This is a genomic window from Brevibacillus ginsengisoli (genome assembly GCF_050113715.1).
GTDB lineage: Bacteria > Bacillota > Bacilli > Brevibacillales > Brevibacillaceae > Brevibacillus_H > Brevibacillus_H ginsengisoli.
Map to the genome: position 1 here is coordinate 163,886 of NZ_JBNJQR010000010.1, position 12,683 is coordinate 176,568.

A 12,683-nucleotide genomic window follows, 5' to 3' on the forward strand; every position below is an offset into this window, starting at 1 on the left:
GCGATACCGTGTCCCAAGCCAATGAACATTCACAACATGGTGAATCGTATAAATGGTTCGCTCTGGTTGCCATCGTTATCGGGACCTTCGCCGCTGTACTCAATTCAAGCTTGCTGAACGTAGCATTGCCCAGCCTGGTTTCCGTGTTCGGTTCAACGACACAGACCATGCAATGGGTATTGACAGGGTATATGCTGGCCTCCGCAGTGGTCATTCCGATGAGCGGTTTTTTGGGAGATCGTTTTGGATACAAAAAAATCCTGATCATCTCCTTGGCAGGTTTTACGGCAGGCTCTCTACTGTGCGGTTTTGCCTGGAGTGAAGAAAGCATTATCGCGTTCCGTGTCATCCAGGGGATCGCAGGTGGTCTGATCATGCCGATCGGGATGTCGATGATTTACATGATTATCCCGCGTCAACAGATTGGAATGGCGCTGGGGATATGGGGGATTGCTTCCATGTCTGCCCCAGCGATCGGTCCTACATTAAGCGGATATATTATCGAGATTTTTAATTGGCGGATGTTGTTTTTCATGACGGTTCCGATCGGGATCCTTGCCGTTTTCATGTGCATGATTCTGCTGCGAGAAACACCCGTCAAGAAAGAAGCCACGTTTGACAAGGTTGGAGCAATCTTCTCCGTTATTGCCTTTGGATCCATCCTGTTAGCTTTAAGTAAAGGGCAGCAGGAAGGCTGGACCTCCTTGTTTATTGTCAGCCTGTTCTTCATCGGGATTTTCAGTTTAGCACTTTTGATCTGGGTAGAAACGGGTCAAGAGCAGCCGCTCATGGATTTGCGGATGTTTAAGATTCCGGCGTTTTCTCTCAGTGTCATCACATCTAGTCTGGTTACGATGGGAATGTACGGGGGGATCTTTTTGACCCCGATTTATCTGCAAAACATTCAAGGTCTAACTCCTGTCGATACAGGGTTGGTGTTAATGCCACAATCTATCGCGATGGCACTGATGATGCCGATAAGCGGCAGGCTGTTTGATAAATTCGGTGTCATTCCTCTGGGATTAGTCGGGCTGACCCTTATTGGAGTCACGACCTATGAACTGCATCTATTGGAAATTGATACGCCTAACCACTGGCTTGATACCGTGTTGACGATTCGGGGAATAGGAATTGGTCTGAGCATGATGCCGCTCTCAACTGTCGGGATGAACGCTGTTCCAAGGCATCTGGTTGGGCGGGCTTCGTCTTTGTCCAACGTGATTCGGCAGGTGCTGGGCTCCTTGGCCATTGCTATCTTTACGGCGATCATGACACAACGCGGGACGTGGCATGGCAGCCAAATCGCCGAGAATGTGCAGGTTACTTCGGATATGGCCAATCAAACGCTGAAAATGATCACAGGGGCCTATACTCAAGGCGGAGTGGATACAGGAACGGCAACTGCAGCCGCTTATCAGGTTTTGGGTGGAGTGATTCAAAAAGAAGCGCTCGTCCGATCGATCGGCGATACCTTCCTGGTGTCATCTATTCCGATCTTTATCTGTATCCCGTTGATTTTCCTCTTTTTACGAAAGAAAAAGGCGGAAGCACCTGTTTCCAAGAGTTAAAATTGATCGAGAATAAAAAGACTTCGTTCGAATTGGGACGAAGTCTTTTTATTACAATTTAGATCGCTAGTAAAAACTCTTTGGCTTGCAGTCTTATTCACTATTTTTTTATCGCGTGTAAGCACTTAACGAGCATTTGCTGACTAGCCAATACTCCGATTAAAGCGCTCCCTGATACAATCATCAATACTTCAACCATTCCTATCTCTCCTTTTCTTTTGGTATAATGGGGAAGAGAGAAGCTAGTCCCTTCTCTCTCGAAAGTTTAGTTTTTTTCGTTAGGGGAATCCGATTGTAAATCGGGTTCTTCTTTTTGTTCCTCAACGTCTTTGTTTGCCTTCAGGGTTACATTCACAAGGTCTTTAATCTTGACACTTAACTCAAGGTGTTGGTAAACCACGATAAGAGATAAAGCAACGATCACGATGGCGATAATACTGACAATACTTTCGTTCATTCCTTTTCCCCCTTCATTTTATCGATATATTACCTTGAATCATTTGCAAGAGTTCAAGGCGCATGTACTGCTTACTATCTTCTCGGGGCATTCGAATGAACCAAGATAGCTTTTCCATGTTTGGCTCAAACAGTTCCAGTAAAGTTTCGATAGCTTGATTGTTTCCTCTCTGAGCATCATGAACCAATGTACAAAACTCTTGTTCGGGTATTTCGGCTAGACGTGTCATCATGCAATCTCTCCTTTAGGCAGAAATAAGTTTTTGGCGGAGTGCTTGCAAATACTTCATTTTACATACATGTACACGCTTTTGTGAAATCTGCAGGTACTCTGCTACTTCTTTTTCCGGTATTCCTTCGATCACAACTTTTTTGATAATATATCGCCCACGGTCAGGAAGCGTAAGAAGTAATTCTTCCACAAACAAATTAGAATCTACATTGTTCATTTCGTCCTTTGACCACACATCTTCTAACATACTTTCGTGACGATACGTCTTTTTTGCTTCGTATTGTAGACGCCATGCAATTCGTTGTAAGTGCTTCAAATAGACTTTTTTTAAAGTTTGACTTTCCATTGAATCCCTCCTTGATCTAGGTAATTTTTCAGAAAAATATCCCTCCTTTTCTTCTTAGCAAATAGAAACATACGTTCGAGAACGTATGTTTCTATTTTACCAAATATTAGGGCTATGTGGGCGGTTTTTTCATTGATTTTAAAATTAATTGTTTACTATCCAAGTATCTTTTTTATATTCCACACTTTCCTAGGGTTGTGGTGAATCCTTCTGCTATAACAATGCTTTGGTTTGTTAATATCAATCCAATTTCTAGGGTATTATTGGAACTTTTTACCTCCCGCAACGTCTAATATATGAAGTGAAAAATGTCTGGAGGTTTTTAATTTGAAACGGATTCGGTTAATCATATCTTTTGTGATGACTCTTGCGCTTGGTTGGAATGGATTAAGCCCATCTTCTGCTTATGCGAATAACAATTCCACAACCAATAATGTACAGTCTCAATCTTCTGTAGAACATATGCAAACATTGGTGATTGACCCTAAAGATGGTCTGGATAATACAATTGATGAATGGTATGACTCCACTACCGGCGATACACGAATAGATCGGTATTCCTTATCTAATAATGGATTGGCTTCTTATGAGAGAACGATTCATCACGAAGGTCACTATTATTTAATTAGCTTAAAAGCTGGAAAATTAGAGGGCACTTCACTGAGCGTGAAGCAATCCAAACCATACAAATCTTTGTTTGAGGATACTATTAGTACGTATAAACAAGAGTGGTGGAAACCCATTGGGACTGTACAGCTTGACGGAAAAAAAGTAAACAAATTGAGATCAGATGTTAATCCCAAGCCACAAACTAAAACCTATAGAATCGCGTATATTGATGCCTCAACCTCTTTGCCTATCAAGGTGGAAGAGTACGGTGGTGATAATCAAATGAGCATGACTTACGTGTATTATTTTAACCGTGTAAATGATCCAAATGGCCAGATTTTTAAAGACTTTGCAGGTGTTTCTATAAAAAAGAAAAAATAAGAGAACAGCAAAAAAGCGAAGTGATATTACTTCGCTTTTTGCTTGCTGATTAGTAATTCCAGAAGGCAGTGATTAAGTCTCGTAATTTGGATACGTTGGAAATATTATCGGGAGTTCCAGCATACCAAGCAATTGGAATAGTACGGTCCATAACCAATGGATTAAGCTCTTTTCGACATTCTTCATAGATAGCATTTTTACTTTTGCCTGGGATTCCATCATTATCGACTTCCATAATCACACCAATCTTTGCCGTTGCATAAGATGCGCGTCCACCTGCAACAGGATTACCGTTTATATCCACTACAGCCTTATCCTTTGCACTTGTTCGTACCCTGCTAAGGTTTATTTTATGTTGTTCAGTTGGATTGAAATAGTAGGATGGTTGAATCAATACAAAGTCAAAGATATTGGTTCGATTAGTAATAACCCCAACATTGTGAATAACGTTTTCAGCTAAAGTACCAGTTCCATAGTACGGGTTCCACATGAATTGTCTGCTTACAGTATTACGAACATAATAAGCCATGTTGTTCATTAAACGAACCATTTGGTTTGAAACTGGATTAGAAGCATCAATTTTTTGATAGTTAGGGTGAGCAGCTTCAGTCCGGAAGTTAAATCCTTGAAAATCTCTATTATAGAGATTGATATCTTTTTTCATCACCAGTTCTACGGCTCTAGACATAAAGTCCTCCATATTGCGCTGGAAGTCTATGGCGTTCGCAAATGATTCAGGATCAATATGTGGGGTGCTAATCCAGATATTATCGTTATTGTTTTGGAAGAGTGGCGATTTGATATGCATATCAAGAAACTTATCTAAGTCAGAAATTGATTGATTGATAATGTTTGTTCTTTCGCTTGCACTTTGGCTAGATTTCAAAGTTGATTTAGTATGGTACCCCAAGTGGATGATAAAATCAGTGAAACAAAGTCCATCCAGTCTATTGATATAATCTTGCGTGACTGTGTAACCTTGTCCTGTATACAAGTGTAGAAATCGTCTTTGTGCTGGCATTTAACATCTCTCCATTCTATTAATATCTGATAAACGACTATCTTGAGCGCTCAACTTGTCGTTTTCACTTACTAGGAAAAAAAAAGAGGGATTTAATACCCCCATTTTGAAAAAAATTTTATTTGTGGAATAACCCGTAGCCAAGCTTGGGTTATTTTTTCATTTAATTGAGGGATATAGAGTAGAAAATAGCTTAAAACATTTTTCTTACATACTCTTCTTTCCTTGGGTAATACTAACACTAAAAAAGGAGATTCTACCCAAGATGAAGAACTGGTTGCGCATTTGGCTACTCGCCACGATCACATGTCTGCTCACATTAGGGGGGATTGCTTACGGCAGTGAAGGAACACCTACCCCTATAACAGGAGATTACAGCAAATTCAATCTCCCTCCTGGATCTATGGTCATTGCAAAGCAAAGCATTGATGTAACAGGAGATGGCACGCCGGACATTGTCTCACTCGTTGGGAAGAAGCTGCGAGAAGACAGCCCCTACTACGATCAACTCTATATCACCGTCGCCAATCCAAAGGATCAAAAGTACATCACGATCCCGCTTCAAGGCGGTTATAACCCCAAAATGAAGTTCTGCGATTTTAACAAGGATAAAGTACAGGATATTTATGTGTCGGTGGAGACAGGCGGCAGCGGCGGGTTCACCAACACCTACTTGTATACCGTAAAGAACAACCAATCTACAGAGTTGCCTGTGCCCAATCCGCTACAAGTGACCGGAGCCTATCAGGACAATTATCAAGTGAAGTTCACCATTGTGAACACTGGCCGAGAGTTTGTCCTTTCGCTGGAGGATCGCAAAAAAGAGTATGACCAAGCGGGAATCTACAAAAATGGCAAGCTGATTAAGCCGCCTACTATTACGGTTAACCCGTACAGTTTGCTCCTGCCGGTGGACGTGAACCATGACGGAACCTGCGAATTGCAGGGCGTGCAGCGGATTACTGGGATTTCCAATGCGGACACGATCGCTTATGCGGTATCCATCTGGCGCTGGACAGACAATCAATGGAGTCTGGCAGAGGCGAACATTCGCAAGACCTATCCGTAAAAAGCAGACAAACACAATGAACGATGCAATCCCAAAACAAACCTCGTGAGCAGATTCACGAGGTTTGTTTTTCGGATTTGAGTTGAAGCGGAACCTGACCTTTCTGAATAGGCTATGATATCGAATGCCTACGAAAGGGAAAGGGAGATGAAGATGGCTTTTCAGTTGCCAGTGAGGATTGAAACCCGAGTCATTACTGCACCGCAAACGACGATATACGTTCCGCAGGTGAGCGGCTTGTCTAATCCGCAGGTGGAGCAATCGCTTAACGCTGCAATAGTTGGTCAGGTGCGCGCCTTGATGGATGGACAGCGCAAGTACCAGCCGACCAAGCTAATGGAGATGATTGGCCATTACGAAATCAAAACCAACGAGAGAGGAATCCTGAGCCTGACGTTAAGCAACTACGCGTACTCCGAGCATATGGCCCATGGCTTTACTCTGCTTGCTTCCTTAACGTTTGATGTCCTTACCGGAAAACAGTATCAGCTCCCTGACTTGTTTGCGCCCGGAGCCAATTATGTTCAGGTGATCTCTGCTAACATTGCCGCTCAGATCAAACAACGCAACCTCCCGCTGCTTAACCCTCCGTTTCAGTCCATTGCTCCCAATCAGGCCTATTATCTGGCGGATAAAGCTCTGGTCGTTTACTTTGCGCTCTACGAGATTACTCCTTATTATGTAGGGTTCCCGATGTTTCCCATTTCAGTATATGATCTGCAATCTCTTGTCACAGATCAAAGTCCAATCAGCATCATGGCAGCAGATATTTCATGAGATGGACAGTATCTCCTCATTCAAGATTTCATGTCTGGATCCGGTTCAATGGTTCAGACATTTTTCATTCATTGTGAACCTGATTGGGTTTTTATGCTAAGGAGTGGTAAACTGGTAGGAGAGACATGAACCTTTGCAAGTGAGGGTAAACAGAGTGAAAAGGAATGAAGGTTTGTGAAAATAGGATATCGAACAATCAAAACCGCAGTGGGAACCGGACTGTCCGTATTTCTTGCCCATCAGTTAGGTCTTCAGTTTTATGCGTCAGCGGGAATCATCACCATTCTGTGTATACAGGTTACGCGGAAACAGTCGTTATTAATCTCTTTTGAACGGTTGGGCGCTTGTTTGCTGGGGATATTGTTTAGTGCAGTTTTCTTCGAGGGATTTGGCTATACGCCGCTCACGATTATGGTGATGCTGCTCTTTTTAATTCCGGCGGTGGTGCGCCTTAAAGTGAAAGAAGGGTTTGTCACCAGCTCGGTTATTATTCTGCACATTTATACGCTCCAAAAGGTTAACTTCGGGATCATCCTGAATGAGTTGGAGCTGATTGCTGTTGGGATTGGCGTTGCGCTCCTGATGAATCTGCACATGCCAAGAGCCGACAAGGAACTAAAAGCACTACAGGAAGCGATCGAAGAGAATTTTGCCAAAATCTTAAGAGAGTTTTCCATCTATATGCGAGTAGGAGAAAGCGCTTGGAGCGGAAAGGAAATGATCGATACAGCCGTACTCTTACACAGAGCCAAGAGTTTGGCTTTGCAGGATGTCGAGAATCAGTTTTTGCGGCAGGAGCAAGTCTTCTATCATTATTTTGATATACGAGACAAGCAGTTTGCCCTGCTGGAGAGTATATTGCCGATTGTCTCATCGCTTAATCTTCAGGTACCACAAGGGGAACACATTGCGGATTTTCTGGAGAAATTAAGCGCGAACGTCCATCCAGGCAATACAGCCCATCTATTCTTAGCGGAATTAAGCGAAATGCGAGAGCAAATCAAACAAACTCCTCTCCCGCAAACGAGGGAAGAATTTGAAACACGCGCATCACTTTTTTTTCTCTTAAATGAGATTGAACGTTATCTGATGATCAAGTACGAGTATTATCGTCCAAGCAGTTTGCAAATTGAGCGAGCAAGTGAGTAGACCAAGACCATCGTCGGTAAAGAGCCGGAGATGGTTTTTTTTATCCCCGTAGGCTTTTGCCCATTCATGAATTTGGGTAGGAGCATAGAAATACACAGAAGATATATAGGGGGAGTGAGGAGCTTCGTGGCGGATGCATTTGTTGAACGGTCGTTATATGAAATTCGGTTTTGGTCCCGAATAATGAAGGAACACTCATTATTCTTGCGCTTAGGCTTTTACTGTGAGGATGAGCAATTAATTAACGAGGCTAATCAATTCTACAGGGTCTTTGAACAAATTGAAAATCAATCACATGCCTTTACTGAAAACGCTGATCCGGGAACCATCTATGAATTTAACAAGACGGTTCATAACGCTGTTTGTCTCATTTACGCGTTTAAACGGAGAGTGCTTGGGCTAATCTTACGTTGCCAAATTGGGGGTAATAATTTCCCTTTACTTGTTGATCATGTAAGTAGAGAAGCAAATTATTTTATGCGGAGATTGGAACAGTTAAACACGGGTACACTGGACCCTTTACCTGATGCCGTGATTAATGAAAATGTGTTCTTCCTCCGTATTATGGCGGATCATGCTAAGTTTATTAACCATTTACTTGATCCTTCAGAACGTAAACTCGTAGAACAAGCACGAGATTTTAGCCATGATTTCGACCAACTTCTTTTTCAGGCTCAGGATCTTGATTCGATGCGGCCACAGTCACAAACAGTGCCATTACTTGAACAAATGGTAGATGTAAATCGGGTTTCTGTTCGTCAACTACGTGATTTCAAAAAGACCGCTCGTGATCTGATCGAAGCATGCAAAATTAAGAGTATTATTCCTCCACTTCTTGCAGATCACGTATTTAGAGAGGCATCCCATTTTCTTGAGATTTTAGATGCGTTTGAACGTGTGTTGTCAGGAACTCAATCAATGCGAGAAGCGATTAGCTCTACTTTAACATAATTGATAGTACATCCTGTGATTATAAAAAAGGGAAGCGTCTCCTCTAGGCGATTCTCTTTTTTACATAATCCGCATCTCGTTGGCGGTGGCCTATGTATAAGGAAAAACATCTTGGGAAAACAAATGGATGAAGTACTTTACAGGAGGCCGAAATGAAGAAATCACGATTGTTTATATCCATTCTTGCAGGACTAATGGTTGCGATAGTTGGATTCTTGGACGTAAGTAGCTTCGTTCAAACAGGATCCGTCACCCAAACCCTTCCTGAAGTAACGCAAGAGCAAGGTCCGAATTGGGAGTCAGTCAAGAAAGTGTTTAACAAGGGTGAAATTCAAGCGGGTGTCTTTCGAATAACATTTCCTCGTTCCGATTTGCATGTCAAAGTAGGGAGTGTTCCAATCGATCCGAACCTTGCTTTAACAACTTATTTGGCTTTCCAACAGGTGGATAGCCAATCGATGATGATGGGCGATCTTGTTCTTCTTGAAAAAGAAGTTAAGCCGGTTGAAACGAAGCTAGCTGAGCTTGGAATTGACATAACTGCCTTACACAACCATATCATCGAAGAAAACCCAAAAATCATGTATTTACATGTTGCTGGACACGGAGATCCAGTTGCTCTGGCTCAAAAAATGAAGGATGCTCTTGCCCTGACAAGCACCCCATTAACTTCTCCACCGCCTGAAAAACCTTTGTCTGCCTTTAACTGGTCGAAAGTGGAAGACATCATCGGATATAAAGGTCAACAAAAAGGAAAAGTGTTTCAATTCTCAATCCCAAGACCGGAAAAAATTACGGCAAAAGGTGTAGAGATACCACCTGCAATGGGGATCGCCATGCCGATTAATTTACAAGTCGTTGGTGATAAAGTAGCAACAACTGGCGATTTAGTCCTGCTTTCAAGCGAAGTAAATCCGGTTGTTCGTGAATTAACGAAAAACGGAATTACCGTAACAGCCATACACAATCACATGTTGGATGAAACTCCTCGATTATTCTTCCTGCACTTCTATGCGTTGGATGAACCAACCAAATTGGCTCGTGGTATCCGCTCAGCACTGAATCAAACCAGTGTTGTAACAAAAACGAAATAGCCACAGCATGAATAGCCGGTATCCTTGGACACAGGGGTACCGGCTTTTTCGTTCAAACAGGGAGTAGTGTACGAAAACAGCGAAGGTTAATAGGCGCCTTGCTGATTTCCCGTATTTCCACTATACATGTGTGAATGTGGGTGCATGCCATTCACGGTTGTGTAGCCCTCAAAACGATGATAATGTCCGCCAGTTGGCAACGAGATAGCAGGGCCAGTTGTTCCTTGAATAACGTGCGTGTGTCCGTCTTTTACAGCTGTCACGGTATAGTAGTTATGAACGTGTGGTACTCCAGTTTGTGCTGGCTCTGTCATTCCTGAATAGTAGTGGGAGTGTCCATCATCACAAGTAGTACACCCTGAGAAGGCATGTGTGTGAACAGGTTTTCCATCCCAACTCGTGATATAAAGAGTGTGGGAATGTTGGGAATCAAACTCATTGGAATCAATGACAAAGCCAGTTACCGCTATTTTCATTCAGATCCCCCTATCTTTTCAAAGATTCTACATCGTATGTAAAGGGGGAGATGGAGGTATCTAAATTTCTAGAGGGAATTTCTGAACTTTTGCAACATATTTCGATTTCATTCGTATATGGAATATAATGGTTGAATTTCCATGACGGAAGAGAGGAGGTGATGATGGAAGTGAGTACCCTGGAGAGTCTTTTTATGGCTTGTCTTGCATTCGGTGTACTCTACGCTCTGCTTGCTTTAGTGTTTGGGGAAGCGATCGGTCACTGGCTCGCTGGACTTGATCTTCCTCTTTTACAGCCGCTCAGTATTGTCTCGGCGATCACAGGTTTTGGCGGTTGTGGTTTAATCATGACGTATTCGACCCAACTGGGGGCACTTTCTATTCTGGTTGTATCTGCGGTCGTTGGAATTATTTTGTGTGTCCTGTTCTATTTTCTATGGGTGAAGCCTATGGCCAAGGCGGAGAGTACCACGGCGTTCTCCATTCAAGAACTGGAAGGCAGTGTCGGTGAGGTTTACACAACAGTGCCCGCCCGAGGGTTTGGAGAGGTTGTGATCATTTGCTCCAGTGGTCGTTCCAATTACATAGCGACGAGCTTCGATCAGGTCGATATCCCCAGAGGCTCCAAGGTGGTCGTCGTAAGGGTAGACAAGAAGGTATTAGCCGTTTCTTTACTTAAGCTGTAAGTTAAATGGAGGGGAATGATGTTGATGTTGTCGTTGCCGATTTATGTAGCGATTGCGGTTCTTGCCGTGGTTGTGGTGCTTGGACTTGTCTTTGCCGCCCGATATAAGACGGTTGGTGCGGATAAAGCGATGATTGTGACAGGAAGTTTCCTTGGTTCCCGCATTGTGAAGACAGATGAGCATGGCGCCAGAGTGAAGATTGTGCGCGGCGGCGGTTCGTTTATTCTGCCGATTTTTCAACAGGCGAATTTCCTCAGCTTGCATTCTCATACCTTGGAAATCTCGACTCCGGAAGTATATGACTCGAATGGGGTTCCAGTGATGGCCGATTCCGTCACCATTATCAAGATTGGCGGAACAATTGAAGACATTGCTACAGCCGCAGAGCAATTCATGGGCAAATCGGATGAAGAATTGCGCGGGCAAGCCAAGGAGGTGCTGGAAGGTCATTTGCGCTCCATCGTAGGTAGTATGGCGATTAAGGATTTGAACCGTGATAAGGAAAAATTCGCACAGGAGATTCAGACAGTCGCTGCGCAGGACCTGCAAAAGATGGGGCTGGTCATTGTCAGTCTCACGATCCGCGATTTGCGCGACAAGAACGACTATTTGAAATCGCTAGGTCTTCCAGAGATTGCAGCCGTAAAAAGAGACGCGATCATTGCGCAGGCTGAAGCTGATAAGGAAGCGCGAATCCGTCGTGCCAGAGCGGAAGAGGAAGCACAAAAGGCGGAATTGTTAAAAGAAACGAACATCGCCGAAGCCGAAAAAGAAAAAGAGCTGAAGGTAGCCTCTTTCAAACAGGAACAGGATAGAGCCAAGGCGGAAGCGGACCAGGCGTATCGATTGCAGGAAGCGGTCACTCGTCAAAAAGTAACGGAAGAAGAGATGAAGGTTACCCTCGTCCAAAAAGAAAAAGAGATCGAGTTGGAAGAAAAAGAAATCCAACGTCGCGAGAAACAATACGATGCGGAAGTGAAGAAGAAAGCGGATGCCGATCGTTATGCCGTGGAGCAAGCGGCCGAAGCAGACAAGATTCGCTTGATTCGGGAAGCGGAAGCACATGCCGAGCAGAAACGCGTGGAAGGACTCGCGCAGGCCGAAGCGGAGAAAGCGAAAGGGATCGCGCAAGCTGAGGCTGAAAAGGCAAAAGGGATGGCGGAAGCCGAAGTTACCCGCTTGAAGCTGGAAGCCGAAGCGGAAGGGAAGCAGAAGCTGGCGGAGGCGTACGAGAAGTTTGGTCAGGCAGCGGTGCTGGAGCTGGTTCTCAAGACGATGCCAGAGCTTGCTAGCAAGATCGCCGAGCCAATCCGTTCGATTGATAAAGTCACCGTGATTGACAACGGGAATGGCCAAGGAGACGGCATCAATCGATTCAGCAACAACGTAACCAAGCTGATGACACAACTCCCGGAGATGCTCAAGGATACAACGGGACTTGACTTGAACAGCATGATCTCCACGATGATTAAACCTACGACAGAACCATCCATCCCTGTTCCGGCGGCCAATGAAATCATGGATAAAAGCATGAGTGAAGTAGCGGTTGCCAACAAGGAGACACTAGAAAAATAAGTGAATACCAATAAACGGCGATTCTATAGGTCAAGTAAATGACCTGTGGGATCGTCGTTTTATATAATTAGAACGTGCAACTACTTTATGGTGATAAAGTAGTTGCACGTTCTTTCCATTTTCGTTAGCCCGCTTAAGACAAGACTTCGTCCACTTTTTCTTGTCGACTCCCTTCCGTAGTGAACGGAGCGGACAGTAGAAGCTTCACGAGAGCTTAAACAGAGAGCCGATGGACGAAGTCTTGTCTCTACCCAATTCTTCACATGACAAATTTTGAATAATATGCAAAAATA

General features: G+C 43.7%; 14 protein-coding genes. 9 read left to right on the plus strand and 5 right to left on the minus strand.

Annotation, left to right across the window (positions count from 1 at the left end; translation table 11 throughout):
• The first annotated feature begins 8 nt into the window (after window positions 1-8).
• Complete coding sequence (locus ACQCN2_RS19580; RefSeq protein WP_426930630.1) at window positions 9-1,568, plus strand: DHA2 family efflux MFS transporter permease subunit; 1,560 nt, start codon at window positions 9-11, stop codon at window positions 1,566-1,568.
• Window positions 1,569-1,833: 265 nt separating this feature from the next.
• On the opposite strand, the gene ACQCN2_RS19585 is transcribed toward ACQCN2_RS19580, so the two are convergent.
• Genes ACQCN2_RS19585 through ACQCN2_RS19595 form a run of 3 tightly spaced genes read right to left on the minus strand, consistent with a single transcriptional unit; the run spans window position 1,834 to window position 2,602 of the window.
• Window positions 1,834-2,025, minus strand: a complete 192-nt coding sequence (locus ACQCN2_RS19585) for a hypothetical protein (RefSeq protein WP_426930631.1) — start codon at window positions 2,023-2,025, stop codon at window positions 1,834-1,836.
• A 13-nt stretch (window positions 2,026-2,038) separates the two neighbouring features.
• Window positions 2,039-2,257, minus strand: a complete 219-nt coding sequence (locus tag ACQCN2_RS19590; RefSeq protein ID WP_426930632.1) for a helix-turn-helix domain-containing protein — start codon at window positions 2,255-2,257, stop codon at window positions 2,039-2,041.
• Window positions 2,258-2,269: 12 nt separating this feature from the next.
• Complete coding sequence (locus ACQCN2_RS19595; RefSeq protein WP_426930633.1) at window positions 2,270-2,602, minus strand: RNA polymerase sigma factor; 333 nt, start codon at window positions 2,600-2,602, stop codon at window positions 2,270-2,272.
• A 327-nt stretch (window positions 2,603-2,929) separates the two neighbouring features.
• Here ACQCN2_RS19595 and ACQCN2_RS19600 point away from each other — a divergent pair, with 327 nt between their 5' ends.
• Window positions 2,930-3,592 carry a hypothetical protein gene (locus ACQCN2_RS19600; RefSeq protein ID WP_426930634.1) on the plus strand — a complete coding sequence of 221 codons (663 nt, stop codon included), beginning with the start codon at window positions 2,930-2,932 and terminating at the stop codon, window positions 3,590-3,592.
• 49 nt (window positions 3,593-3,641) lie between these two features.
• Here ACQCN2_RS19600 and ACQCN2_RS19605 read toward each other — a convergent pair whose 3' ends face one another.
• Window positions 3,642-4,613 (minus strand): hypothetical protein, encoded by a 972-nt coding sequence (locus ACQCN2_RS19605; protein WP_426930635.1) that lies wholly within the window; start codon window positions 4,611-4,613, stop codon window positions 3,642-3,644.
• Between the two features lie 265 nt (window positions 4,614-4,878).
• Here ACQCN2_RS19605 and ACQCN2_RS19610 point away from each other — a divergent pair, with 265 nt between their 5' ends.
• The 5 genes from ACQCN2_RS19610 to ACQCN2_RS19630 all read left to right on the plus strand — a co-directional run bounded on the left by ACQCN2_RS19610 (window position 4,879) and on the right by ACQCN2_RS19630 (window position 9,653).
• A complete protein-coding gene (locus ACQCN2_RS19610; protein WP_426930636.1) occupies window positions 4,879-5,682 on the plus strand; it encodes a hypothetical protein in 804 nt (267 codons plus the stop codon).
• A gap of 147 nt (window positions 5,683-5,829) precedes the next feature.
• A complete protein-coding gene (locus ACQCN2_RS19615) occupies window positions 5,830-6,459 on the plus strand; it encodes a DUF3298 and DUF4163 domain-containing protein (protein ID WP_426930637.1) in 630 nt (209 codons plus the stop codon).
• Window positions 6,460-6,633: 174 nt separating this feature from the next.
• A complete protein-coding gene (locus ACQCN2_RS19620) occupies window positions 6,634-7,608 on the plus strand; it encodes an aromatic acid exporter family protein (RefSeq protein WP_426930638.1) in 975 nt (324 codons plus the stop codon).
• A 126-nt stretch (window positions 7,609-7,734) separates the two neighbouring features.
• The gene (locus tag ACQCN2_RS19625; RefSeq protein WP_426930639.1) at window positions 7,735-8,559 is read left to right on the plus strand and encodes a DUF2935 domain-containing protein; all 825 of its coding nucleotides are present in this window, start codon (window positions 7,735-7,737) and stop codon (window positions 8,557-8,559) included.
• 152 nt (window positions 8,560-8,711) lie between these two features.
• A complete protein-coding gene (locus ACQCN2_RS19630; protein WP_426930640.1) occupies window positions 8,712-9,653 on the plus strand; it encodes a DUF1259 domain-containing protein in 942 nt (313 codons plus the stop codon).
• A gap of 86 nt (window positions 9,654-9,739) precedes the next feature.
• Here ACQCN2_RS19630 and ACQCN2_RS19635 read toward each other — a convergent pair whose 3' ends face one another.
• Window positions 9,740-10,129, minus strand: coding sequence for a YmaF family protein (locus tag ACQCN2_RS19635; RefSeq protein WP_426930641.1), 390 nt, complete (start codon window positions 10,127-10,129; stop codon window positions 9,740-9,742).
• A gap of 164 nt (window positions 10,130-10,293) precedes the next feature.
• On the opposite strand from ACQCN2_RS19635, the gene ACQCN2_RS19640 reads away from it, so the two are divergent.
• Window positions 10,294-10,815 (plus strand): NfeD family membrane protein, encoded by a 522-nt coding sequence (locus tag ACQCN2_RS19640; RefSeq protein WP_426930642.1) that lies wholly within the window; start codon window positions 10,294-10,296, stop codon window positions 10,813-10,815.
• Window positions 10,816-10,839: 24 nt separating this feature from the next.
• Entirely contained in the window at window positions 10,840-12,390 is a 1,551-nt protein-coding gene (gene floT, locus ACQCN2_RS19645; protein WP_426930643.1) for a flotillin lipid rafts scaffold protein FloT, read from the plus strand.
• The last annotated feature ends 293 nt before the right edge of the window (window positions 12,391-12,683 follow it).